At 65.1% G+C, this 25,060-nt stretch carries 23 protein-coding genes and 1 other RNA gene; 8 read left to right on the top strand and 16 right to left on the bottom strand.

Translation table 11 applies throughout. The features are described 5' to 3' along the window. Positions 1-176: 176 nt before the first annotated feature. From rnpB to katG, 7 genes are all read right to left on the bottom strand, one after another. An RNA gene (gene rnpB / locus K1177_RS09240) (RNase P RNA component class A) lies at positions 177-568 on the bottom strand. A gap of 33 nt (positions 569-601) precedes the next feature. Next, complete coding sequence (locus K1177_RS09245) at positions 602-1,315, bottom strand: TerB family tellurite resistance protein (protein ID WP_224703016.1); 714 nt, start codon at positions 1,313-1,315, stop codon at positions 602-604. A 150-nt stretch (positions 1,316-1,465) separates the two neighbouring features. Beyond that, entirely contained in the window at positions 1,466-2,302 is an 837-nt protein-coding gene (locus K1177_RS09250) for a hypothetical protein (RefSeq protein ID WP_224703017.1), read from the bottom strand. 278 nt (positions 2,303-2,580) lie between these two features. Beyond that, the gene (gene metF, locus K1177_RS09255) at positions 2,581-3,480 is read right to left on the bottom strand and encodes a methylenetetrahydrofolate reductase [NAD(P)H] (RefSeq protein WP_224703018.1); all 900 of its coding nucleotides are present in this window, start codon (positions 3,478-3,480) and stop codon (positions 2,581-2,583) included. A 12-nt stretch (positions 3,481-3,492) separates the two neighbouring features. Next, complete coding sequence (locus K1177_RS09260) at positions 3,493-4,443, bottom strand: ArsR/SmtB family transcription factor (protein WP_224703019.1); 951 nt, start codon at positions 4,441-4,443, stop codon at positions 3,493-3,495. A gap of 145 nt (positions 4,444-4,588) precedes the next feature. Further along, positions 4,589-5,719 carry a DUF2336 domain-containing protein gene (locus K1177_RS09265; protein ID WP_224703020.1) on the bottom strand — a complete coding sequence of 377 codons (1,131 nt, stop codon included), beginning with the start codon at positions 5,717-5,719 and terminating at the stop codon, positions 4,589-4,591. Between the two features lie 182 nt (positions 5,720-5,901). Beyond that, positions 5,902-8,103, bottom strand: a complete 2,202-nt coding sequence (gene katG, locus K1177_RS09270) for a catalase/peroxidase HPI (RefSeq protein ID WP_224703021.1) — start codon at positions 8,101-8,103, stop codon at positions 5,902-5,904. 108 nt (positions 8,104-8,211) lie between these two features. On the opposite strand from katG, the gene K1177_RS09275 reads away from it, so the two are divergent. Together K1177_RS09275 and K1177_RS09280 are read left to right on the top strand one after the other, a co-directional pair. After that, positions 8,212-9,111, top strand: a complete 900-nt coding sequence (locus K1177_RS09275) for a hydrogen peroxide-inducible genes activator (RefSeq protein ID WP_224703022.1) — start codon at positions 8,212-8,214, stop codon at positions 9,109-9,111. 144 nt (positions 9,112-9,255) lie between these two features. Next, positions 9,256-9,762 (top strand): nuclear transport factor 2 family protein, encoded by a 507-nt coding sequence (locus tag K1177_RS09280; protein WP_224703023.1) that lies wholly within the window; start codon positions 9,256-9,258, stop codon positions 9,760-9,762. 38 nt (positions 9,763-9,800) lie between these two features. Here K1177_RS09280 and rarD read toward each other — a convergent pair whose 3' ends face one another. After that, positions 9,801-10,757: an EamA family transporter RarD gene (gene rarD / locus K1177_RS09285; RefSeq protein ID WP_224703024.1), complete on the bottom strand. Its 957-nt coding sequence runs from the start codon at positions 10,755-10,757 to the stop codon at positions 9,801-9,803. A 202-nt stretch (positions 10,758-10,959) separates the two neighbouring features. Between rarD and K1177_RS09290 the strand changes: the two genes are divergently transcribed. Next, positions 10,960-11,409: a host attachment protein gene (locus tag K1177_RS09290; protein WP_224703025.1), complete on the top strand. Its 450-nt coding sequence runs from the start codon at positions 10,960-10,962 to the stop codon at positions 11,407-11,409. Between the two features lie 144 nt (positions 11,410-11,553). Here K1177_RS09290 and K1177_RS09295 read toward each other — a convergent pair whose 3' ends face one another. From K1177_RS09295 to ettA, 4 genes are all read right to left on the bottom strand, one after another. Further along, the gene (locus K1177_RS09295) at positions 11,554-12,405 is read right to left on the bottom strand and encodes an alpha/beta fold hydrolase (RefSeq protein ID WP_224703026.1); all 852 of its coding nucleotides are present in this window, start codon (positions 12,403-12,405) and stop codon (positions 11,554-11,556) included. Then, positions 12,399-12,719 (bottom strand): hypothetical protein, encoded by a 321-nt coding sequence (locus K1177_RS09300; RefSeq protein ID WP_224703027.1) that lies wholly within the window; start codon positions 12,717-12,719, stop codon positions 12,399-12,401. The genes K1177_RS09295 and K1177_RS09300 overlap by 7 nt, the downstream gene beginning before the upstream one ends. 158 nt (positions 12,720-12,877) lie before the next feature. Beyond that, positions 12,878-13,207 carry a hypothetical protein gene (locus K1177_RS09305; protein WP_224703028.1) on the bottom strand — a complete coding sequence of 110 codons (330 nt, stop codon included), beginning with the start codon at positions 13,205-13,207 and terminating at the stop codon, positions 12,878-12,880. 52 nt (positions 13,208-13,259) lie between these two features. Then, complete coding sequence (gene ettA, locus K1177_RS09310) at positions 13,260-14,915, bottom strand: energy-dependent translational throttle protein EttA (protein ID WP_224703029.1); 1,656 nt, start codon at positions 14,913-14,915, stop codon at positions 13,260-13,262. Between the two features lie 206 nt (positions 14,916-15,121). On the opposite strand from ettA, the gene K1177_RS09315 reads away from it, so the two are divergent. From K1177_RS09315 to K1177_RS09325, 3 genes are all read left to right on the top strand, one after another. After that, positions 15,122-16,507, top strand: coding sequence for a M16 family metallopeptidase (locus K1177_RS09315; RefSeq protein ID WP_224703030.1), 1,386 nt, complete (start codon positions 15,122-15,124; stop codon positions 16,505-16,507). Positions 16,508-16,510: 3 nt separating this feature from the next. Continuing rightward, complete coding sequence (locus K1177_RS09320; protein ID WP_224703031.1) at positions 16,511-17,839, top strand: M16 family metallopeptidase; 1,329 nt, start codon at positions 16,511-16,513, stop codon at positions 17,837-17,839. A gap of 110 nt (positions 17,840-17,949) precedes the next feature. Beyond that, positions 17,950-18,882: a catalase family protein gene (locus tag K1177_RS09325; protein WP_224703032.1), complete on the top strand. Its 933-nt coding sequence runs from the start codon at positions 17,950-17,952 to the stop codon at positions 18,880-18,882. A 134-nt stretch (positions 18,883-19,016) separates the two neighbouring features. Here K1177_RS09325 and K1177_RS09330 read toward each other — a convergent pair whose 3' ends face one another. The 3 genes from K1177_RS09330 to K1177_RS09340 all read right to left on the bottom strand — a co-directional run bounded on the left by K1177_RS09330 (position 19,017) and on the right by K1177_RS09340 (position 22,387). Continuing rightward, positions 19,017-19,346, bottom strand: coding sequence for a hypothetical protein (locus K1177_RS09330; protein ID WP_224703033.1), 330 nt, complete (start codon positions 19,344-19,346; stop codon positions 19,017-19,019). Between the two features lie 183 nt (positions 19,347-19,529). Then, positions 19,530-20,219, bottom strand: a complete 690-nt coding sequence (locus K1177_RS09335) for a DUF2461 domain-containing protein (RefSeq protein WP_224703034.1) — start codon at positions 20,217-20,219, stop codon at positions 19,530-19,532. After that, positions 20,216-22,387, bottom strand: a complete 2,172-nt coding sequence (locus K1177_RS09340) for an FdhF/YdeP family oxidoreductase (protein WP_224703035.1) — start codon at positions 22,385-22,387, stop codon at positions 20,216-20,218. The genes K1177_RS09335 and K1177_RS09340 overlap by 4 nt, the downstream gene beginning before the upstream one ends. Positions 22,388-22,564: 177 nt before the next feature. Here K1177_RS09340 and K1177_RS09345 point away from each other — a divergent pair, with 177 nt between their 5' ends. Then, positions 22,565-23,122, top strand: a complete 558-nt coding sequence (locus K1177_RS09345; RefSeq protein ID WP_224703036.1) for a cysteine hydrolase family protein — start codon at positions 22,565-22,567, stop codon at positions 23,120-23,122. After that, positions 23,119-24,117: a GlxA family transcriptional regulator gene (locus K1177_RS09350; RefSeq protein WP_224703037.1), complete on the top strand. Its 999-nt coding sequence runs from the start codon at positions 23,119-23,121 to the stop codon at positions 24,115-24,117. The genes K1177_RS09345 and K1177_RS09350 overlap by 4 nt, the downstream gene beginning before the upstream one ends. Here K1177_RS09350 and ppk2 read toward each other — a convergent pair. Next, positions 24,111-25,028, bottom strand: coding sequence for a polyphosphate kinase 2 (gene ppk2 / locus K1177_RS09355; RefSeq protein WP_224703038.1), 918 nt, complete (start codon positions 25,026-25,028; stop codon positions 24,111-24,113). The genes K1177_RS09350 and ppk2 overlap by 7 nt on opposite strands. Positions 25,029-25,060: the final 32 nt, after the last annotated feature.

A 25,060-nucleotide genomic window follows, 5' to 3' on the forward strand; every position in this document is an offset into this window, starting at 1 on the left:
TTGACTACTCCACTGCCGGCATAGGTTGCCGGTTAAACGCATCCTCGCAATCTGCATCATGACGTTTAAGATTCTGTTTCCCATGGCGGTTTCGGCCACGCAATTTGCGCCGCCGAAGCCGCGCCCAGCGCAGGCAGGATTGCGCCCGGGTGGACCATTTTTGGACCGGAAAGGAAAACGCCAGTTGACCTGTAAGCCGGGTTCTGTAGGGCCCGCCCCTTGCGGAACGGACGTGGCGGCCATTCATCTGCGACGCCTGTTGCCAGACGCCTCGTGCAACCAACCCGGATGATCTGGCCTCAAAACCGGCTGGAACCGAAGTTCCGCGTCATCCCTATTTGGTCTTGCTCCCGGTGGGGTTTACCGTGCGATCTCCATTGCTGGACACCCGGTGCGCTCTTACCGCACCCTTTCACCCTTACCCCGGCATGCCGGGGCGGTTTGCTTTCTGTGGCACTTTCCCTGGGGTCGCCCCCGCCGGGCGTTACCCGGCACCGTGTTTCGATGGAGCCCGGACTTTCCTCCAGCAGCAGGTTACCCCACTGCCAGCGGCCACCCGGTCAACTGGCTGGCGTGGTGTAGAGAGGTATATGGGCCGCCGTCAAGCGCCGGTCAGCAGCGGCTGCGCCACCGGCTTGGTCAGCGCCTGATAGGCCAGGTTGATCGATTTCATGCGCGCCGTGGCCACATCGATCAGTTCTTCGGGCACGCCCCGGGCAATCAGCCGGTCCGGATGGTGCTCGGCCACCAGCAGGCGATAGACCCGCTTGACCTCATGGTCGGAGGCGTCGGGCGACAGGCCCAGCACTGCGTAGGGGTCCACGCCCACCTCCAGCCGCACGTAATGGCTGGCCATCTGCTCGAAGCGCGCATCGTCAAAGCCGAAGATGTCGCTCACCGACTTGAGGTAGTCGAGCTCAGCCTCGTGCACCATGCCATCGGCCGTGGCGATGAAGAACAGGCTGTCCAGCACATGCTCGAGCGTTTCCGGATTGGACACGAAGAAGCGGGCCACCTTGCGCGCATAGGCGTCGTAGCCCGCCACATCCTGCTTGGCCAGGTTGAACACCCGTTCGACCTGGTCCTCATGGCCAGCCGCGATCTCCACCGTGGCGCGGAAAGCCCGTTCTTCCGAGGCCGTCACCACGCCGTCGGCGACCGCCATCTTGGCAGCAAGGGCAATCAGGGCCAGCGTGAACGCTGCGTCGCGACCACCAGGCAGCCAATTGTCGGGGTCCAGCGCATTGACCAGCGAACCGGCAAGGCCTGTACGATGGCTGAACGAGCCGACAAAGTCGGACAGTTTCTGCCACATGTCTGTTTTCTCTTCAGGCTTGCGCATGCGTGGGTCGCCGCAGCGCCTCTCAGGTCATCGCCCGGACTCAAATGACCCGCGCAATCAGTGTCCATAGAATAGACCCTGTTGCCGCCCCGGTCCAGCGCCAGGCCTCAGACCAGCCTTGCGTTACTGGAAGTCCCAGAAGCCGAATGGCGCCGCCGGCCCGATCAACCTGTCGCCACTGCGATTGGGGCCTTCGTCGAGGAAGAAGCCATCGGCGTCATATTCAGCCGGAACCGGCTTGGCCGGCTGGGCCCGCCCCTGCCGCTTGGCGAGGAATTCGGAGAGCGGACCGGTTTCCCAGTCGCGCAGATCTTCCGCCGTCAGTTCTGCGGGCCGCACTACGGTCGGCTGCACCACGGTCTGCGCCGGGGTGGCTACGGCCACGGGCCGGGGCCGCATCGAGAGCGGCATGGGCATGGGGGCAATGTGCTGCGGCTCGATGGCCCCGACCACAACCGGGTCCTGCACCACCGGTGTCGTCGCCGGTGCGGGCGTCGTGGCAGTCGTCTGGGCAGGCATGGTCGAGGGCGCAGGCTGGGTGGTGACCACCGGCTTGGGGGCTACGGCGCTGTCGCTGATATAGCTGGGCAGCGCGCGGCCGGACTTGAGATAGCTGTTCACCACATCATCGCCAGCAGGTGCAGTGGTCGCGGCCGCAGGAGCCACAGCCACCTCGGCCGCCGCAGTCGGCTCGGTCACCGGCGTGGCAACGGGTTTTGCGACCGCCGGTTGTGTCACTGCAGCCACCTGGGGAGCAGCGGGACGCTGGCTCAGCGGCACCGGCTTCGGCGCAACCTTGGCCGCCGGGACAGCGGCGGGCACATCGACCATCGCCACCTGCGCGGGCCGCGCTGCGCCACCCATCAACTGGCTGGTCACCAAATCTGCCGTCGGAATGGCCACCACGATCAGGGCTCCGGCCCAGGCCAGGCCATTGGTGACTCGGCGATCGATCTGCATGGTCGTTGGTCCCGTCTCTTTCGGCCGCTGGCGGCCCGCAAGACCGCCACTCAAGCCCGCATTTCGTGGCCACAATGTGAAAGCTGGCCATGATGCCAGTCTTGCGCGCATGTGGCTGAACCCAGGCTGAACGACGCCACCGGACGCGGCGCCCTCGCATGGGCCGCGGCCTGATGGCACCAGATCATGGTGAACGCAAGGTTAATCGGCCCTCGCGGTGATCACATCGTGATGCACCACGGGTCCGTCGCCTGCGGTCTCTTGGTATGGGAGAGCCTTCAGACCCCGGGCCGCAGCCCGAGAATGCGGGCCAGCGCCAGCGCCAGGGGCGACCGGTTGAGCGTGAAGAAATGGAACTCCGTCACGCCCTCATCGAGCAGCTCGGTGACCTGTTCTGCCGCAACCGCCGAGGCCACCAGCGCGTGCGTTTCCGGCTCGTCGTCGAGCCCTTCGAAACGCTCGGCGAGCCAGCCTGGAATGGAGGCGCCGCTGCGCGCGGCAAAGCTCGAGATCTGCTTGAAGCTGTGGATCGGCTGGATCCCCGGCACGATCGGCGCCGTAATCCCGGCGGCCCGAGCACGGTCGAGATAGCGCAGGTAGTCGCCATTGGAGAAGAACATCTGCGTGATGGCACGGCTGGCGCCGGCATCGATCTTGCGCTTGAGATTGTCCATCTCGGTGGCCCAGTCCGGGCTCTGCGGATGCTTTTCGGGATAGGCAGCGACCGAGATGTCGAAGTCGCCAATGCGACGAATGCCCGCCACCAGGTCGGCGGCATTCTGGTAGCCATCCGGATGCGGGGTGAAGGGCTTGCCCACGCCCTCCGGCGGGTCACCGCGCAAGGCGACGATGCGGCTGATCCCGGCAGCCCGGTAGCCGCGCACCACGCCATCGACCTCGTCCCGGCTGGCGCCCACGCAGGTCAGATGTGCTGCGGCATCCACGCCCGTGTCCGCCTTGATCGAGCTAACCATGCGCAGCGTGCGCTCGCGCGTGGTGCCACCGGCGCCATAGGTCACCGAGACAAAGCGGGGCTTGAGCGGCGCCAGCTTGTGCACCGTGTCCCAGAATTTCTCCTCCATGACGTCGGTCTTGGGCGGAAAGAACTCGAACGAGATCTGCAGCTCGGGTCGCTGGTCTGCGGTCTGCCGGCTGGCACGCACATTGTCATCAATCATGTCGTTATCCGTTCAAGTCTTATCGCTCAGGCGCCACAGGCAGACTGTCAGCCCGCGTTGCCCTGTCTGGCTGGGAAAGGGCTGCATGGTGTCCACCACCAGCCCGGCCGCCGCCGCCCAACTGCTCATCTGGTCTGCCGACAGCCCCAGTCGGCGGTGGGCATGCTCGCTGCGCAGGAATTCGAGATCATGCGGCGCAAAATCGACGATGATCATCTCCCCGCCCGGCTTGAGCAGGCGCCGCGCCTGCGCCAGCATGCGGCCCGGGTCGTCGAAATAATGCAGCACCTGGTGGATCACCACCACGTCCGCCGGCCCCACGGCCACATCGAGGTCGCCGATGTCACCCATGCGCACCTGGGCATGGGTGATGCCGGCGCCAGACAGGCGCGAGCGCGCCACGGCCAGCATTTCGCGGCTGGAATCGAGCCCAATGCCGCGCTTGTAGGAATCGGCCAGCACTTCCAGCATCCGGCCCGTGCCGGTGCCCAGGTCCACCAGCGTCTCGACGCGGCGCCCGCCCAATGCGGCCACGACTGCCGCTTCCACGGCTTCTTCGGGCACCTGCAGTGTCTTGAGCAGGTCCCAGCTGCTGGCGACCTTGGCGAAATACTCCGTCGCCTGGGCGGTGTGGCTGGCCCGCACCGCAGCCTGCCGCTCGATGTCGCGCCGACGTTCCACATCTTCGGGGTTCAGCCGGCCGATCAGCCATTGCGCCAGCTCGGCGCCGTCGCCATCCATGGTCAGGCTATAATAGGCCCAGGCGCCCTCGGCATTGCGCTGCACCAGCCCGGCGTCGGCCAAAAGCTTGAGATGCCGCGACACGCGCGGCTGGCTCTGCTTGAGGATTTCAGTGAGGTCCTTGACGGAATGCGCGCCATCGGCCAGCAAGGCCAACAGGCGCACGCGGGTCCCCTCACCCGCCGCCTTGAGCACACCCACCAGATCCGCCAGCTCAGCCAATGCAACCTCGAACTAGATATAAAGATGTCTTTATATCCGGATTGCGGCGCGGGTCTAGGGGGAAGTTGCAGCCGGACCCCACAAAGCGCACAACCCGCCCCGGCAGGGCCGGAGCGGGCTGTTGATAGAAAGACTTCACGCCATTTTAGGCCGATGCGGCCTCGCGCGCTTCGGTCACCGCACGCTTGCGGAATTCATGGGCACGCCAGAGGTCGAAGATCCCCTGTGCCTCGTCGCCGTCGATGGCCTCGAACCGGCTGGCCACCATGCGCTTGTCGGCGTCGGTCGGCAGGTCGCGCCAGGGCAGCGTGGCGAACATGGCCTCGAACAGGTCCGGCGTCATCCCGGCGGCGCGCAGCGCCACGGTGACGGCGACGTAATCCTGGCTCGCCAGCCACTTGACCACCACCTCGGGCTTGACGCGCAACAGCACGGTCAGCGCGGCAGCACAATGGTGGCCATAGCCGAAACGGGCAAACCGGGCCAGGGCGCGGGCATCGAGCTGCTTGCGGTCGCTCAATCCCTTGACCTGGTTATAGGCCACCTTCCATTCGTCGGCCGAGAAGCCGGCGCGATTGCGCATGCGGTTATAAACGACGGCATTGACCTTGCCGGCAGCGACCGGGTCAAAGCCACGATCCATCTCGCCCAGCGTCTCAAGCACCTTGCTGGCGACGTTGTCGATTTCCTTGCGCAGGGATGCCCAGTCGATCCCCGGGCGGCTGCGCAGGTCAGCCGCAATCTCGCGGTCATTGGCGGCGCGCGCCACCAGCTTTTCCAGGATCGCCGTATCAATATGCGCATTGGCGTTGCGCACCAGCCGCACCACTGAAGCGCTTTCGCCGTGCTCGACAATGGCTTCACCAACGCGATCGCCCAGTTGCGCCCGACCGGCGATCGCCTCGCGATGGGCTTCGGTCTGCTTGGTAATGATGTCGATCAGGTCATCGTCCGACAGCACATTGGAGAATTCCAGCAGCGGCCGCGCCACCTCGATGTCGTCATTGGCCAGCTTGAGCACCACCGTGCCCGGTGCGCGGTCGAGAGGCGCCAGCAGGCGGGCGACATGGGCCCGCGCTTCCACCTCGACGAATTCGGCGAGCTGGCACAGCACCTCGTCATATTGGGCCACCTGCTCGTCGTCGCAGCGGTCCGAAACATAGCTGAACAGCTCCGCCATGTTGCGGAACAGATGCTCGCGCTCGCTCAGGCTTTCATCACCATTGAGCACACGGAAGCTGGAGAAGGCACGCTGTCCCTGGTCAAGCTCGCTCATCGTCATACTCCTGGCGCCTCGATACCGTGAGACACGACCATGACGCCCCAGAGGCTTGCGGGTTCTGAAAGGCGATCCCGGCATTTGCATCAAATTGTTTGCGTCCAGCGACACCCCAAGAAGCACAACGGCCCCGGCAGACATCTCCACCGGGGCCGTCGCGTTTCTCTAGGAGGGCAGGATCAGCGCAGGTCGAAACGATCCGCGTTCATCACCTTGACCCAGGCCGCCACGAAATCACGGACGAATTTCTCGCCCGCGTCGGACTGGCCATAGACTTCCGCCAGCGCCCGCAGCTGCGAATGCGAGCCAAAGATCAGATCGGCGCGCGTGGCGCTCCACTTGAAGTCGCCCGTCTTGCGATCACGGCCCTCATAGACGCCCTCGCTGCCTTCGGACGGCGTCCAGACGGTGCTCATGTCGAGCAGGTTGACGAAGAAGTCATTGGTCAGCTTCTCGGCGCGATGGGTCAACACGCCATGCGCCGGCTGGCCGGCCTTGAGCACCCGCAAGCCACCGACCAGCACAGTCATCTCCGGTGCCGTCAGGCCGAGCAGCTGCGCCTTGTCGACCAGTGCTTCCTCGGCAGACTGGCGCTGGCGCTTGCCCACCACATTGCGGAAGCCATCGACCTTGGGCTCGAGCGGCGCGAAGGACGCCACGTCGGTCTGCTCCTGGCTGGCATCCATGCGACCGGGCGCGAACGGCACCTCGATCTGCACGCCGGCATCAGCCGCGGCCTTTTCGATGCCCGCGCTGCCGCCCAGCACGATCAGGTCTGCCAGCGACACGGCCTTGCCACCGGCCTGCTCGGCATTGAAGCCGGCCTGGATGGCTTCGAGCGTCTCCAGCACCCGCGCCAGCTGCGCCGGGTGGTTGATGGCCCAGTCCTTCTGCGGCGCCAGGCGAATGCGGGCACCATTGGCCCCGCCGCGCATGTCCGAGCCGCGATAGGTCGAGGCCGAGGCCCATGCCGTGGTGACCAGCTGTGCCACGCTCAGGCCCGAGCCGAGGATACGGCGCTTGAGCTCGGCAACGTCGCCGCTGTCGACCAGTTCGTGATTCACGGCCGGGATCGGGTCCTGCCAGATCAGGTCTTCAGCCGGCACTTCGGGGCCGAGGTAACGCACCTTGGGTCCCATGTCGCGGTGGGTCAGCTTGAACCAGGCCCGGGCAAACGCATCGGCAAACTGGTCCGGATTCTGGTGGAAGCGGCGCGAAATGGCCTCATAGGCCGGGTCGAACCGCAGCGCCAGGTCGGTGGTCAGCATGGCCGGGGCATGACGCTTGCTGCCGTCATGCGCGTCCGGCACCAGGCCCGCGCCGGCGCCGTTCTTGGGCGTCCACTGCTGGGCGCCCGCCGGGCTGCGGGTCAGCTCCCACTCATAGTTGAACAGATTGTCGAAGAAGTTGTTGCTCCACTGCGTGGGCGTGGTGGTCCAGGTCACCTCGAGCCCGCTGCCGATGGTGTCGCCGCCCATGCCCGTGCCATGCGTGCTGCGCCAGCCCAGGCCCTGCTCGGCAATGTCGGCACCTTCCGGCTCCGCACCCACCAGCGCTGCGTCGCCCGCGCCATGGGTCTTGCCGAAGGTGTGGCCGCCTGCGATCAGCGCAACGGTCTCTTCGTCGTTCATCGCCATGCGGGCAAAGGTGTCGCGAATGTCGCGCGCCGCCGCCAGCGGGTCCGGATTGCCATTGGGGCCTTCGGGATTAACGTAGATCAGGCCCATCTGCACGGCCGCCAGCGGGTCTTCCAGGTCGCGGTCGCCGCTATAGCGCTCGTCGGCCAGCCACTTGCCCTCGGGGCCCCAGTAGATGTCCTGCTCGGGTTCCCACACATCGGCGCGGCCACCGGCGAAGCCGAAGGGTTTGAAGCCCATGGTTTCCAAGGCCACATTGCCGGTCAGGATCATCAGATCCGCCCAGGAAATGGCATTGCCGTATTTCTGCTTGATCGGCCACAGCAGGCGCCGCGCCTTGTCCAGGTTCACATTGTCCGGCCAGCTGTTGAGCGGCGCAAAGCGCTGCTGCCCGGCCCCGGCGCCGCCACGGCCATCGCCGGTGCGATAGGTGCCGGCGCTGTGCCAGGCCATGCGGATGAAGAGCGGGCCATAGTGCCCGAAGTCCGCCGGCCACCAGTCCTGGCTGTCGGTCATCTGCGCGGCCAGGTCAGCCTTGAGTGCCGCCAGGTCCAGGGACTTGAAGGCTTCGGCATAGTCGAAGTCCGGGCCCATCGGGTCCGACAGCGACGACTGCTGGTGCAGCACCGCCAGGTTGAGCTGGTTGGGCCACCATTCGCGGTTGCTGCGCGGCATCGCGCCATGCGCTACCGGGCACTTGCCGGCGCTGGCTGCGGGTTCACTGGATGCGGTTTCATCGCTCATGGGAAGACTCCTGTCGTCTATGCGTCTGGGATTTGGCTTGGGTTATAGGGGGGTGACATTGATTAGGCCAATCGATAATTCTTCCTGCGTCGATAGGATTACATTATCATGACAATTACCCTCCGCCAGATGCGCTATGCCGACGCGGTGGCCCGCACTGGCCATTTCGGCCGCGCCGCTGAGGCCTGCGCCGTATCCCAGCCTGCACTGTCGCAGCAGATCATGGCGCTTGAGGCCCTGTGCGGCACGCCGCTGTTCGATCGCCTCAAGTCCGGCGTGCAGCTTACCCCCTTCGGGCGCGACTTCATCGCGCTGGCCCAGACAACGCTGCGCAGCGCCGAGGCACTGGACGCCTTCGCCCTCGGCCGGGCGGGCCGGCCCAATCGGCACTTGCGCTTCGGCCTGATCCCGACCGTCGCCCCCTATCTCCTGCCGGCCATTTTTCCCGCGCTGCGCCGCGAACTGACCGACATCGACTTCGCCGTCAGCGAAAGCCGCACCGATTCGCTGCTGGCCGGCCTTGCCGATGGCAGTCTCGACGTCGCGCTCATCGCCACGCCCGTGCCCGAGCGCGGTCCGCGTCTGGTCAGCGTGCCGCTGTTCCTTGATCGTTTCGTTCTGGCCACCAGCCGGGACGAGGCGGCCAATGCACCGGTGCAGCTCACTGCGCTGGCCCCAGATCGCATCCTGCTGCTTGATGAAGGCCACTGTTTCCGCGATCAGGCCATCGCCGCCTGCCGCATTCAGGGTGGCGCAACGCCGCGCACCTTTGCCGCCACCTCGCTCTCCACCATCGTCGAATTCGTCGCCAATGGTCAGGGCGTCACCTTGCTGCCCCAGATTGCCGTCGCCAAGGAGGCCAGCGATTCCCGCATCGCCGTGCACGCCATCGCCAGCTCCGGCGCCGAGCGCATGCTGTCGCTGGTTTGGCGGGAAGGCACGCCCTTTGCCGCCCTGTTCGAGCGCATGGCCCAGACCATCCGCGCCACCCAGCCCGCAACGGCCTGACCACATGGCCGCGCTGGCCGGGGCACCCCCGGGTGCCTATCGGCCGGAATGGTACCTCCTTGCGGCGTACGCTCCCGATGCCCCACCTAGGGTAGCGCCGGTTCACAGGCCCGGCCAAAGCCACCTTGCATACAGGAGTTGATGATGAAGAAACTGTTTGGCGGCGCCGCGCTGGCGCTGGCCCTGCTCGCCGCCGGCCCGCTGGCGGGCCTTGCCCAGGCGCAGGAAGCGGTGGTCGCCGCTGCCGACAAGGAGGCGCTGTTCACCAGCCCCCATCCCCAGCTCAATGCCAACAAGCAGGTGGTCTATCACATCATGAAGGACCTGCTGGAGGCCAATCACTGGGACACCGCTGACCAGTTCCTCACCGAGCGCTATCTGCAGCACAATCCCAACGTGCCCTCGGGCCGCGACACCGTGGTGAAATTCTTCACCGAGGCGCTCAAGGTCGAGCCGACCCCCATTCCGGACAAGCTGCAGACCCCTGTGGTCTTCGTCACTGCCGAGGGCGATCTTGTGACCGTCGCGACCGTGCGCACCGAGCCCGATCCCAAGGACCCCACCAAGACCTATACGACCACCTGGTATGACACCTGGCGCATCCTCGATGGCAAGGCCGACGAGCACTGGGACGCCGCCGTCAAGCAGTAGGCCCCATATCGGCAGGGCGGCCTGGCCGCCTTGCCCCGCTAGGCCAGCGCGCGCGCCTGTCCGCGGCGACGGAAGCTGTCGTAGCTATAGACGGCCAGCGACAGCCAGATCAGCGCAAAGCTTACCAGCCGCAGCCCGTTCAGATGCTCCCCGAACAGGAAGATCGCCAGGAGGAACTGGATCGAGGGCGCGATATACTGGAACATGCCGATCGTCGTCAGCCGTAGCCGCCGCACCGCAAAGGCAAACAGCAGCAGCGGAATAGCCGTCGCCGGGCCGGTAAAGACCAGCAATGTCATGTAGTAGGGATCGGCATGGATGCCCGGCCCGACCGTCATCAGGTTGAAGATGACATAGGCGGCCGCCGCAGGCGCCAGCATCACCGTTTCCGAGAACAGCCCACTGGCTGGCCCCAGCTGCGCCGTCTTGCGGAAATAGCCGTAAAAACCGAATGACAGCGCCAGCCCCAGCGCAATCACCGGCACCCGGCCCAGACCAATCGCCTGGATGCCGATGGCCACCACCGCGATCAGGATGGAAACCGTCTGCAGCCGGTTTTGGCGCTCGCCCAGCAGCACCATGCCCATGGCCACGTTGACCAGCGGATTGATGAAATAGCCAAAGCTGGCTTCCAGCACCTGACCGGTCTCGACTGCCCAGACATAGAGCAGCCAGTTGCCCGCCAGCAGCACTGCCGAGAGCAGCGTCATCAGCGCGCGGCGGCGGTCGGCAAACAGCGCCCGCACATCACCGAACCCACCGCTCAGCGCCAATATGCCGCCCAGCAGCAGCAGCGACCACAAGGTGCGCTCGGCCACGATCATCACCGAACCCACCGCTTCCACCTGGCGGAACAGCAGCGGCAAAAAGCCCCAAAGGATATAGGCCGCCAGTGCCGCCACGACACCATTGCGACCGTCATTGGACGATGGCGCGCTCGGGGGCGCGACATCGCCGGGGGCGATGGCCTCGGGAGCCGATTCTGGAAGGGACATCACACGTCTCCGCGCCCATGTCGGGCAGCTGCTCCTGCCCTGATACCAGAGGGTTCCGAAACCCACCAATCAGAGTTTTTGATCGGCTCGTGCGCATTCGCGAATGGCTGGCCACAACCTTTCCATGATCGGGGCGTCCTATTGTCCTGCGCCGACCCCGGCGCTGCCACTGACCGATTATTTGACGAGCAGGAGCTGACACATGAAGAAGACCATCACCTGGATCTTGATTGCCGACGGCGCACAGGCCCGCGTCCTCGAGAACACCGGACCCGGCAAGGGGCTGGCGCAGGTGAAGGGCCTCGACTGGTCCATCGAGCCCCTGCAGGCGCAGGACATCGTCACCGACCGCCCCGGCCGCAGCTTCTCCTCCGCCGGCCCCGGCCGCAGCGCCATGGAACCCAAGACCGATCCCGTGGAGCATCGCGAAACCGAATTCGTGAAATCGGTCGCCGCCACTCTCGACGCCAAGCTGCAGGAAGGCGCCTTTGATCGCCTTGTCGTGGTCGCCGCGCCCATTGCCCTGGGCGACCTGCGCAAGGCTATGACCCCCAACGTGCAGAAGGCGGTGATGGCCGAGATCAACAAGGATCTGACCAATCTGCCCACCGCCCAGCTGCCGCAGCACCTCGAAGGCGTGCTGGCCGCCTGATTGCACTGATATTTCAGTGTATTGAATAGAAAAACCGATTCAACGCGACAAGGCGTTGAATCGGTTTTTCAGCCATTTGAATCAGCGTCTGAACCGCTTGAATCAGCCACTCAGCCGATCCGCACGCCCATCCAGCCCGGCCTGCTAGTCCTCTGAATCGTCATCGCTTTCCGCGTCGCCGCCGCCCGAGATGGCGTCGAGAAACTCCACCAGCATGGAGTTGACCAGTTCGGGGCGCTCGATGCTGGGAATATGCGCCACATTCTCGAGAACCGCCGCAAAGGCATTGGGCATTTCTTCCGACAGATGCTCATGCCGATCGATCAGCGCGGTGAAATCCTGGTCGCCCACCAGCAGCAGGCTGGGGGCATTGATCTCGCCGACCCGGCTCCAGGCCTCCGGCCGCCGCTGCTCCTGCGTCAGGGCCGGCTTGGCCAGCGCCAGCGCATTCATGTCCATGAAAAGCTCGCGCGCCGCGCCCGCCACGCGTCCCGACTGCGCCCGCGGCCCGTCGAGCCACTCATGCGCCTGCACCCGGTTGAGCATGTCCATGTCGCCACGCTCGAAGGCGTGCTCCTCGGCCGCCTCGATCATCGCCTCGGCCTCGGTAGCGCTCCAGGGCGCGCCGGTCACCGAAGTGCCGATCAGCACCAGCCCGATCACTCGGCCGGGGTGGCGCAGCGCAAAATCGATCGCCAGCCCGCCACCCATCGAACAGCCCACCAGCACCGCCGCATGGATGTCGAAGGCATCCAGCAGCGCGTCGAGGTCATCGAGATGGTTGAAGGCTTCGTCCGGGCTCGTCGTCTCGCCATAGCCGCGCCGGTCATAGGCAATGGCGTGCCAGCCAGCCTCGGCCACCGCCGCCATCTGGTCGAGCCACATCCGCTTGTCGCAGACCCCGGCGTGCAGAAAGATCACCGGCAGGCCCTCGCCGGCTTCCAGGCCGGTCAGCTCAGCGCCGCCGGTCTCGAAGGCAAAGGATTCAATCACCACGCGCAGATTTCCGTTTCCGCGGCGTCGCTCTTCCAGCAGGCGCCATCCTCTTCCGATCGCAGATAGCTGCCCGGCAGTGCCACCGAGCGACCACCTTCCTCAAACGTGGCGCTCACCGATGCAATGCCGGGACTATCCACCCACAGCTCGAAGGTCGGCTTGCCGGCGGCGGAAATCTCAAAGCTCCCGGCTTCATCCAGCGATGTGAAGACGCACGGATATTCGCCATCATCGGTGGTGCGGCACAGCGCATCCTTGGCCATCGCCGGCGTCGCCAGCAGGCCCACAACCAGCAGCCCCATCACAATCCGCATCGCTCAAACTCCCCAGGCGCGTTCAGTGCGCGCATTTCATCAGTCCCAGCGGCCGCATCCAGCATCCATGCCAATGCGGCGCCGCCATGGTCGCCGGTACAATCCGGCGCGGTCAGCCCCACAGCGCCTGCGATGGCCGGTACAAGGCCCACGAGGGCCTACTGGGCCACCTGGGCGCAGAAGCTGAAATCATCGCGCCCGCCCATCCAGCAGCCAGGCTTGTCCGGCACGGGCACCATTTGCCCAAGTTCATCCGGTCGCGATCCGGGCGCCGCATCGGGCGCCACCAGATAGCCCACACCTACGCCATCCTCGATCAGGGCAAAGGCAAACACCTGCCCATCCGGCAACGCAAAGGTCAGCCCACTGCCATCCAGCGCCACATCGCAATCAAACGCCGCCCCGTCCCGCACCACGCACTGTCCCGGTGCAGCAGTTGCTGCCACGGCCATCGCGCCCCAGATCAGCGCGCCAACAACAAATCTCATACTGTCCCCACAGCACAACAATAAGGGCGGGCAACTGGCCCGCCCAAGAACCTTAGCGCGTCAGCGGCTTGTATGTCGCGCGTTTTGGATTGACCGCATCGGCGCCCAGGCGGCGGATCTTGTCGGCTTCGTAATCGGCGAAATTGCCTTCGAACCATTCCACATGGCTGTTGCCTTCGAAGGCCAGCATATGGGTCGCCAGACGATCGAGGAACATGCGATCGTGGCTGATGATCACGGCGCAGCCGGCGAATTCCTCCAGCGCCTCTTCGAGCGCGGCGAGGGTTTCGGTGTCGAGGTCATTGGTCGGTTCGTCGAGGAGCAGCACATTGCTGCCGCTCTTGAGCATCTTGGCCAGGTGCACGCGGTTGCGCTGCCCGCCCGAGAGATTGCCCACCTTCTGCTGCTGGTCGCCGCCCTTGAAGTTGAACGAGGACGTATAGGCGCGCGAGTTCACTTCGCGCTTGCCGAGCAGCAGGATTTCGTCGCCTTCCGAGATTTCTTCCCACACCGTCTTGTTGGGGTCGAGGCTGTCGCGGCTCTGGTCCACATAGCCCAGCTTGACGCTTTCAGCGACCGTCACCGTGCCGCTGTCGGGCGTCTCCTGCCCGGTCAGCATGCGGAACAGCGTGGTCTTGCCCGCGCCATTGGGGCCGATGATGCCCACGATGCCGCCCGGGGGCAGCTTGAAGGTCAAATTGTCGATCAGCAGGCGGTCGCCATAGCTCTTGCTCAGGCCGTCGACATTGATCACGTTCTGCCCGAGCCGCTCGCCCGGCGGGATGATGATCTGCGCCGTCGAGGACTGCGTGCGCGCCTCGTTGATCTTGACCAGCTCGTCATAGGCCTTCAGGCGCGCCTTGGACTTGGACTGGCGGGCCTGCGGGCTCTGGCCCATCCATTCGCGTTCGCGTTCCAGCACCTTGGCGCGCGCGGCGTCTTCGCTCTTTTCCTGGGCAAAGCGCTTGGCCTTGGCTGCCAGATACGCCGAGTAATTGCCCTCATAGGGCACGCCACGACCACGGTCGAGCTCGAGAATCCAGCCCGTCACATTGTCGAGGAAATAGCGGTCGTGGGTGATGATCAGCACGGCGCCGGGGAATTCGCGCAGGTGCCGTTCCAGCCAGGATGTCGTCTCGGCGTCCAGATGGTTGGTCGGCTCGTCCAGCAGCAGCAGGTCGGGCTTGCTGAGCAGCAGCGCACACAGCGCCACGCGGCGGCGTTCACCACCAGAGAGCTTGGTCACATCGGCATCGCCCGGCGGGCAGCCCAGCGCTTCCATGGCCACCTCAACCTGGCTTTCCAGGTCCCACAGGTTTTCCGCGTCGATCTGGTCCTGCAGCTTGGATGCCTCGTCGGCGGTCTCGTCCGAATAGTCCATCATCAACTCGTTGTAGCGGTCGACGATGGCCTTCTTTTCCTTGACGCCGGTCATCACATTGCCCAGCACGTTGAGCGCCGGATCAAGCTCGGGTTCCTGGCTCAGATAGCCCACCTTGGCGCCCTGGGCGGCCCAGGCTTCACCCTGGAATTCGGTGTCCACGCCCGCCATGATCTTGAGCAGGGTCGATTTACCCGAACCGTTGGGGCCCAGCACGCCGATCTTGGCATCGGGGTAGAAGCTGAGATGGATATTATCCAGCACCTTCTTGCCGCCGGCATAGGCCTTGGACATTCCGGACATGTGATAGATGAATTGGCGGGCCATGGGGCGCTGTCCTCGGCAGTGGGAGATTTGGGCCCGTATGTAGGGGAAGCGGTGACGCAGAGCAACATGCTGCCGCACTCTGGCCGCATCCACCGTCCCAATGGTGGCACCAGGCGTCCCAACCTTCGCGTAGTGACGCACTGGTGCATTCCCCGCTGCAGCCTTCTGGTCTATGCACGGGCCAACTTTCGTTCGGGATATTGCCAATGAACAAGAATTTCGCCCGGATCGTCGGCCTTGCCCTCGCGTTGAGCCTGCCCACGCTGGCCTATGCCGAGACCGCATCGGTCGCCCCGGCCACCGAAACGGCCACCGCCGAATCCGCAATCAGCCACTTCTTCCTCGACAATGGTATGGAAGTGGTGGTGATCCCCGATCATCGGGCACCCATCGTCACCCATATGGTGTGGTACAAGGTCGGTGGCGCCGATGAAGCGCCGGGCAAGTCCGGCATCGCGCACTTCTTCGAGCACCTGATGTTCAAGGGCACCGAGCGCCATCCCGATGGCGAGCTGGACCGCGTCGTGGCCAGCCTGGGCGGCAGTCTGAATGCCACGACCACCAGCGACTTCACCGCCTATTACGAAACTGTGCCGCCCGATGCGCTGGCGACCATGATGGATTTCGAGGCCGACCGCATGCGTGGCCTGGTGCTGACCGACGAGCTCGTTGCCTCTGAGCGTCAGGTCGTGCTCGAAGAGCGCAACCTGCGCATCGACGGCAATCCCCAGGCCGTCCTGGGCGAAGAGACAGCGGCCACCCTGTTTCAGAACCACCCCTACCGCATTCCGGTGCTTGGCTGGCGCCATGAGATGGAGCAGCTCAACCGCACCGACGCGCTGGCCTTCTACCAGCAATATTATGCGCCCAATAACGCCGTGCTGGTCGTCGCCGGCGATGTCGATGCCGACACCGTCCGCACCCTGGCCGAGGCCAGCTACGGCAAGCTAGAGCGCGGCCCCGACCTGCCGCCGCGCGTCCGCCCGGCCGAGCCGCAACAGAACACCATGCGCACCATCACCCTGCGCGATCCACGCGTCAGCGTGCCCAGCTTCAGCCGCAGCTGGGTGGTGCCCTCCTATCTCAGCGCCGCCCCCGGTGAGGCCGAGGCACTCGACCTGCTGGCCGAAATCCTGGGCGGTGGTAATCGCAGCCGGCTCTACCAGGATGTCGTGGTCAAGACCGGTGTCGCCGCCGACGCCGGCGCGGCCTATACCGGCGCCACCATGGATCCCAACGCCTTCTCGCTCTACGGCGCGCCGCAGGGCGACCATGACCTGAGCGAAGTGGAAGCGGCCGTGGATGCCGAGCTTGCCCGCCTGATCCGCGATGGCGTCACCGTGCGCGAACTCGACAGCGCCAAGGCCCGCTTTGTGCGCAGCATGGTCTTTGCCCAGGATGCCCAGTCGACAATGGCCAATATCTACGGCGCCAAGCTGGTCAATGGTGGCACCATCGAGGACATCACGCAGTGGCCGGACCGCATTCGCGCCGTCACGCCGGAGCAGGTGCAGGCCGTCGCCGCCAAATATCTCGATCCGTCCATCGCCGTAACCAGCTATCTGCTGCCCCCCGCCAACGGAGCGCAATAAGCCATGACTATCCCGACCTTGTTCCGCCGTCCGCTGGCCGCATTGGCCACCTTGGGCGCCAGCCTGATGCTCATGCTGCCGGCCCAGGCCGAAGTGGTCTTTCAGGACATCACCTCCCCTGCCGGCATCAAGGCCTGGCTGGTGGAAGACTATGCCGTGCCCATCGTCACCATTCGCTTTGCCTTCGAGGGCGGCACCGCCCAGGACCCGATGGGCAAGGAGGGCCTGACGGCGCTCATGACCATGCTGTTCGATGAAGGCGCGGGCGCGCTGGACAGCGACGCCTTCCAGATCGCGCTCGACGATGCCGGCGCCGAAATGGGCTTTGGCGCCAGCGCCGATGCGACCTATGGCTCGATGCGCATGCTGGCCGACCAGCGCGACCAGGCCGTGCCGCTGCTCAAGCAGGCCATCGACAATCCGCGCTTTGACAGCAACCCCATCGACCGCATGCGCAATCAGCTCATCACCAGCATCACCGCTGCCGCGCAGGACCCGGGCACCGAGGCCCAGTTGCAGTGGGGCAAGGCGCTCTACGGCGATCACCCGTACGCCCGACGCAGCCAGGGCACGATCGAAAGCCTCAACACCATCACCGCCGATGATCTGCGCGCCCGGCATCAGGCGATCTTCGCCAGGGCCAGGCTGACGGTCGGCATTGTCGGCGCCATCAGTGCCGATGATGCAAAGGCCATGCTGGACACGCTCTTTGCCGATCTCCCCGCCGAGCCCAGCCTCACCCCGGTTCCAGATGTTGTTCCCAACCTGGGGCAGGATTTGCGCGTGGACTACCCGCTGCCGCAGGCGTCGATCTTCATGGCCTATCCCAGCGTCCCACTGGGCGATCCGGATTACTTTGCGACCATGCTGATGACGCAGATCCTGGGTGGCAAGTCCTTCCAGTCGCGCCTGACCAGCGAGGTGCGCGTGAAGCGCGGGCTGACCTACAGCATCAGCGCCTCTATGGTCGGCTTCGACCACAGCAATTCTCTGCTGATCTCCACGGCCACCAGCGCCGACCGGGCGCCGGAAACCCTCAAGGTGATCCAGGACGTCGTGGCCGAACTGGCCGCCAATGGCCCAACGCCAGAGGAACTGGCCGACGCCAAGCGCTACCAGATCGGCTCCTATCCCATCAGCGAGTTGAGCTCGTCATCGGCCATCGCCAACACGTTAGTGGGGCTGCAGATGAAGGATTTGGGCATCGACTACATCACCCGGCGCAGCGACCTGATCGAGGCGGTGACCATTGATGACGTGAAGGCCGTGGCGCAGAAGCTGCTCACCGTCAAACCCACCATCATGCAGATGGGCCCGGCGCAGGGCCAATAGGCCCTGTCGCCCAGCGCAGCGCAGGCACAAGCGCCCACAGACACCCGGCCAGCTTGCCGAGCATTTGGCCGGGTGCTAGCACATTGCCTGTGTCGCACTGGGGGGTAGGCATGGGCATTCCGTCACGCGATTGGGTCGAAGATATCGGTCCCGACGAGGCACGGCGTTTTGCCCGGCAAGCCGAGCTGATCCGCGCGGCCCATCAAGTGACCAACCAGCGCCATGGCCAGGGCCGCTTCCTCCACCGCAAGCCCATTCTCGGCGCCACGGCGCGCCTCGAGGTACTGCCCGACCTGCCGCCGGAAGCCAGCCATGGCGTCTTTGCCACGCCGGGATCGTACGAGGCGCTGGTGCGACTTTCCAACGGCAGCTTTGACATCCAGGCCAATACCAAGCCCGATATCCATGGCTTTGCCCTGCGCATCCTGGGCGTCGCTGGCCCGGGCGCCCTGGCACCGGCCACCGATCACCAGGATTTCCTGCTGATCAATCACGACCGTTTCAACGCCATCGACAGCGACAGCTTTGTGGAATTCGCTACCCTTGCCGCAGACAACCAGGCCAAGGCCCTGTTGACCCTGCTGCGTCGCCACGGCCTGGGCGGTCTGCTCGCGCGCCTCAAGGATTTGCAGCAGACCATGGGCAAGCCCTTTGCCGGCTATGGTGCCGAGACCTTCAACACGGTCGTGCCCCATGCCATCGGCCCCTATGCGGCCCGGATCCTGTTCACGCCCGAAACGCCATCGCGCATGCAGGGCAAGGACCCAGGCGCCGATATCACCCGGTTGCTCGCCGCCGGCCCGATCCACTATGCCGTCCAACTGCAGTTCTACACCGACCCCAAGACCACACCCATTGAAGATCACCGCGTGGTCTGGTCTGCCCCGCTGCTCACCGTGGCCCGGCTGACCCTGCTGGCCCCGGCCGATGTCGAGACCCTGCAGTTCGACCCCTGGGGTGGCCTCGCCGACCATCGCCCGCTGGGCGAAATCATGCGCGCACGCAAAGCCGCGTATCGCGCCAGCCAGCTCGCCCGATCGTAGTGCGCAGGCGCCCCAAGATGGCCCACGCCGGGTTCTCGCTGATTTGTTTGGCGGCCAGGGTACAATCACCGTAAACGCCTGGTCTCCGACAGCCAGACGCGCGCCGATGTCGCCTGTCCGCGCGGCTGATCGGTTCATTTCCCAAGGTTGATCAACACCAGGGCCAGGTTGATCACCGGCACCAGATAGGCCCAGAACCGCGTCGGCACGAAGAACAGCGACCCGCTGGCGCTCACATCAAAGGCGATGCCAGTGCGCTGGTCGATCAGCGTGCGGCGCGTCAGCCTTGTGATCAGCCTGTCGATGCCCCAGATCAGCCCACTGATCACCAGGCTTCCGACGACAACAATCGCCACCATGGTCACCGGCGCATCCGTCATCGTCTTGGTCGTATTATAGATCGTCGCCCCGATGGTGCCCCAGACCAGCGCCACCATAAAACCCCAACCGCTCCAGATCAGCATCGCCTTGTCCCTTCACGGCGGCCGTCATGGCCGTCCATGCAGGAAACCTAGGCTGGATCAGGCGGGGCCGCTGTTCCGCCGGGCACAGGTCGAAACCCTGCGACAACCCTACCCTATGGCGACCGTGTAGAACGATGATCGAGCATAGGAGAGACTTCGCAAGAACCCATTGGGAACAGCGATTTAGGCGCCCGTGGCAATCTCATCCAGCAGCCATTTGCCCACCGGCCAGGTGGCCGTGAAATGGCGCAGGCAGACATCGGCGAAGTCTGCCTCCAGCGCCGCGCTCGCCGGCAACATGGTGCCGGCCGTGAGCCCCTCATAGAGCAGGAACTCGGCGCGATCCTCGGGCGCCTCGAAGCCGCGCGGCATGCGCTGCCGCGTCTTCTCGCCAATCTGGTAGTCGCCATTGGCCCGCACTTGCGCCACCGCCGCCACCAGCGCCTTGCCCGAGCGGGGCAGCACCACGGCATGGCGGAACGATTCCAGCGTCTCGGGCATGAAGCCATGCATGCCCGTGCCCAGTTGCACACTGTCCGGCCGCAGTCGGAACCAGAAGCCCGGCGCGTCCCAGCTGCGCTTTTCCCCGTGCCAGAACCACAGGTCGAGATGGTCCTTGTAGGGCCGCTTGTCCTTGGAGAAGCGCACGTCGCGATTGATGCGCGACAGCGAGCCGTTGATTTTCGGCGCAAACTGCAAGCTGGGCGAAATCGCCTTGAGCCGCGGTCCCACGGCCTCGACGAAGGCCCGCCCCGCCGCCACATAGCCGCGCTCATAGAGGTCTCGATTCGCCTCGAACCAGGCCTTCTCATTGTGCGCGGCAATGCCGCTGAGAAAATCCAGCGTGTCCTGGGTAAACATCACCCCGCTCATGCCGCCTCCACCCGCACCGCCACCGATTTGAACGCCGGCGTCTTGCTGCGCGGGTCCACCGCCGTGCCCACCAGCACATTGGCCTCCGGATAATAGGCCATGGCGCTGCCGCGCGGCAGGTCGAACGCCGTGGCCACCGCCGCCATCCGCCCCACGTCCGACGCCAGCGTCACCGCCTGCCCCTCGCTGATGCCCATGCCTGCCATGTCCTGGGCATTGAGAAACACGGCGTGCCGCCCCGCCCCGCCGCGATAGCTGTCGCTGTCCTCATAGATGATGGTGTTGAACTGGCCCTCGCTGCGCACCGTCGCCAGCGTCAGCGTGGTCGGCGCCATCTCCGGCAGTGGCGTGATCACCAGATGCGCCTTGCCGTCCACCGTGCCGAATTCGGGCGTGTGCATCACGCGATGCTTGATGTGGAATTCCTTCTTGGCCACGTCGATATCGGCCAGCTCTTCGAGCCCCGGCACGATGGCGGCAATGGCGTCCCGCACCTTGGCATGGGCGCTGAACGCCTTGAACGCGATTGGCGAATTGGGCATCAGCCGCTGCCCCAGCTCGCCCAGGATCCAGCTTTCAGGCCGCACATTGTCCAGCCGCACAATGCCGCCATCGCTCAGCCGCACATAGTTGAACATCGATTCCTGCGTGGTGGGCTCCCACTCCTCGTCGCGGGCCGTCACCGGCAGGATCAGCACCTCGCCATCGCCCAGCCCATGCACATGGCCCATGTTGAGCGTGGTGGTCAAAAACAGCTTGAAACCAATGGCGCCCATCGCCCGGTTGGCAAAGCCGGTGTCCGGCGTGGCGCCCCAGAGATTGCCGCCCATGATCACGGCGCTGTCGATCTCGCCGGCGTCCGCCGCCTTGAGGCAGGCCATGGTGTCCATGCCCTTGGCCTCGGGGAACGTCACGCCGAACGCCGCTTCCATCTTGGTCAACACATCCTTGGCCAGCACAGGCTTGACCCCGATGGTGCCGATCCCCTGCACATTGGAATGCCCGCGCAGCGGCAAGAGCCCGGCAAAGCGCTTGCCCACCATGCCGCGCAGCACCGCCAGATTGGCAATCGCCTCCACATTGGCCACGCCATGCAGATGATGCGTCATGCCCATGCCCCAGGCAAACACGGCATTTTTCGCCCGCCCATATTGCCGCGCCAGGTGCGTGATCGCCTCCCGGCTCACGCCACAGGCCGCGACAATCACCTCCCAGCCCAGCGCATCGAGGTCCGCCCGGAATGCTTCAAACCCGGTGACATGCCTGGCGATGAACGCCCTGTCTTCCAGCCCCAGTTCCAGCACCGCCTTGGCGATGCCCTTGAGCAGGGCAATGTCGCTGCCGATGCGCGGCTGGCAATAGTCCGAGGCGATCTCGCTGCCACCCTTGAGCATCGAACTCGGCGACTTCGGCACCGCGAACTTGACCAGCCCCGGCTCCTTGGCCGGATTGATCACGATCACCTGCCCGCCCCGCTCGCGGCAGTTCTTGAGCATGTGGATGAAACGCGGATGGTTCGATGAGGGATTGGCGCCGATCACAAAGATCAGGTCGGCCCCGGTCAGATCCTCCAGCTCGACGCTCGAAGTCGCTTTGCCGATGGTCGTGGCCAGCCCTTCGCTCGTCGCCTGGTGGCAATAGTATGAGCAGTTGTTGACGTTGTTGGTGCCATAGGCCCGCGCCAGCAGCTGGAACAGGAACCCCGCCTCATTGGACGAACGCCCCGACGAATAAAAAAAGCTTCGCTGCGGATCGGTCGCGCCCAGCCGCTGGCTGGCATGGCTCAGGGCAAAGTCCCAGTCCACCGGCTTGTAGCGGTCGCTGCCCCTGGCCTTGAACAGCGGCGTATTGAGCCGCCCGAGCTGCTCCATTTCGCGCCCGGTCAGCGCCTGGAAATCCTCCAGCTCATGCTCGAACAGCGCTTCGGGAATGCCCCGCTGCGTATCGCTCGATTGCGCCTGCACGCTCTTGTTGCAGACCGAGGGGAATTCATCGAGCTCATTGGTCATGCCGCCGCGCTGCCCGCCCATGCCATAGGCACAGGCCTTGCAGGCATTCTTGGATGTCAGCGCCTTGGCGGCCTTGCCCACGCCCATGCGGCCAATGGTGGCCAGGGTATAAAGAACCTTCTTGGGCCCGCCGCCCACGATCTGGCTGGTATCCGCCAAGACTGCACTCCTCGCAACTGGGCCCATTCTTGCGACCGCCATGCGCACAAGCAAGCCAAATCGCCGCCCGGAGCCATCAATGTCCTGATTTGTCCGCCATTGGTCCGCTCCCGGCCTTGTTGGCGTTTGAAAGCCGCGAAATACTCGTGCTATCAACTCCACAGGCTGGAACACAAAATGTCCGACACCGCCCTTCTCGTCATCGATGCCCAGGAATCCTTCCGCCAGCGGCCAAACTGGTTTGAGGTCGATCCCACCACCTATTTTGCCCGTCAGCAGGCGCTGATCGATGGCGCCCGGGCCAAGGGCCACCGCATTGTCCGCGTCCTGCATGTCGAACCCGAGGGCATCTTCTCGATCGCCTCCGGCTTTGTCCGCCCGCTGGCCGAGCTGGTCTATGAGCCCGATGTCACAATCTACAAGAGCCGCCATTCCGCCCTCGTGGGCACCGATCTGCCCGTCTGGCTCACCCAGAACGGCATTGCCCGCCTCATCATCTCGGGCATTCGCACCGAGCAGTGCTGCGAAACCACCACCCGCAATGCCTCCGACATGGGCTGGAGCGTCGATTTCGTCACCGAGGCGACCCACACCACGCTGCTGACCGACGCCACCGGCCACACCTGGACCGTTGACGAACTCAAGGCGCGAACCGCCGCCGTGCTGGACGGGCGCTTTGCCCGCGTCACCACAGTCGAAGGCGCTCTCGCCGGCCCTGAGCGGGCCGCCGCATGACCGCGCCAAAGCGCATCCCCACCTTTGTCGTGGTGCCGGCCCACACGCTTCTGCTCGATGTGGCCGGCCCCATGGAGGTGCTGCGCAAGGCCAATCAGTTCCAGTCGGCGGTGGCGTTCGACGTCACCTATGTCAGCCCGCTGCCTGAGGTCACCAGCTCCATTGGCCTCACCCTGAGCGGCCTCGCGCCGCTGCCCGATCATCTGCCCCCAGGGGCCCTGGTCATAGTCAGCGGCGATACCGACGCGGTCATGCCGACCGGCAATCTCGGCGCCATCGAACCCGCCAGGGCCGGCAGCGACGCCATCGTCACCTGGCTCAGCCAGCTCGCGGGCGCCGATGTGCAACTGGTCTGCATCTGCAGCGGCGCCATGCTGGCCGCCCGCGCCGGCCTGCTCGACGGCCGCGCCTGCACCACCCATTTTGCCGATTGTGCCCGCCTCGCCCAGCTGGCGCCCAGGGCCCAGGTCATGGATGACCGGCTGTTTGTGGAAGACGGCAATTGCCTCACCAGCGCTGGCATCACCGCCGGCATCGATCTGATGCTGCATCTGGTGGGCCGCTACACCACACCACAGATTGCCGCGCAGATCGCCCGGCACCTCGTGGTCTATATGCGTCGCGACGGCCATGCGGCCCAGGTCTCGCCCTGGTTCGAGGGCCGCAACCATCTCCATCCCGCCATTCACCGGGTGCAGGACGCTATCGCCGCCGAACCCGCCGCAGACTGGACCCTGGAGAAAATGGCCGACATCGGCGCGGCCAGTCCGCGGCATCTGTCGCGCCTGTTTCATCAGGCCACGGGCATGACGCCGATCGATTTCGTCAATCGCCTGCGCGTCGCCCTGGCGCGCGAATTGCTGGCCCAGACGCGGCTCGATATGGAGCGCATTGCCGAGCGCAGCGGCTTCGGCTCCAGCCGACAATTGCGCCGCGCCTGGAGCCGCCTCTATCCCGAACCACCCAGCGCCATGCGCGCTGGTTCGCTTCAGTAAACCGCCTTCACATACATTTCCGGCGGCACCGGCCCGCGCGCATAGTCCGGGTGACGGATGCGCTCGGGCAGCACCACTTCGCGCTTGGGCACGTCCTCATAGGGAATGGCACTGAGCAGATGCGCGATGGTGTTCAGCCGCGCCCGCTTCTTGTCATCGGCATCCACGATCCACCACGGCGATTCCGCGGTGTGGGTGCGCTGCAGCATGTCTTCCTTGGCCTTGGTATAGTCTTCCCAGTGCCGGCGGGATTCCATGTCCATCGGCGACAGCTTCCACTGCTTGAGCGGATCATCGATGCGCATGCGGAAGCGGAATTCCTGCTCTTCATTGCTGATCGAGAACCAGAATTTGATCAGGATAATGCCCGAGCCGACCAGCATGCGCTCGAAATCGGGCACGGTGCGGAAAAACTCTTCGAGCTCGTCGGGCGTGCAGAAACCCATCACCCGCTCGACGCCGGCGCGATTGTACCAGGAGCGGTCAAACAGCACCATTTCGCCGGCAGCCGGCAGGTGCGGCACATAGCGCTGGAAATACCACTGCGTCTTTTCGCGGTCATTGGGCGCCGGCAGCGCCACCACGCGGCACACCCGCGGATTGAGCCGCTGGGTGATGCGCTTGATCGCCCCGCCCTTGCCGGCGGAATCGCGCCCTTCAAAGATCACTGCGACCTTGAGCCCCTTGTGCGCGATCCAGTCCTGCAACCGCACCAGCTCATGCTGCAGGCGGAACAATTCGCGGAAGTAGACGCGCCGATCCAACGAGGATTTGCGCCGGTGGCTCGGCAGGTCGCCGGCCAGCGCTTCCATCTGGTCGTCTTCGAACTGCAGCTCCAGCTCTTCGTCAAAACTGTCTCTGATCTCGTCGCGGATGCGATCAAGATCACTCTGGCTCACGCGTTCGCTCATGGCACCATCCTCCGGCAGCGCCGCACCTGTTC

Source organism: Devosia aquimaris (genome assembly GCF_020169335.1).
In the GTDB taxonomy this organism is placed as follows: domain Bacteria; phylum Pseudomonadota; class Alphaproteobacteria; order Rhizobiales; family Devosiaceae; genus Devosia; species Devosia aquimaris.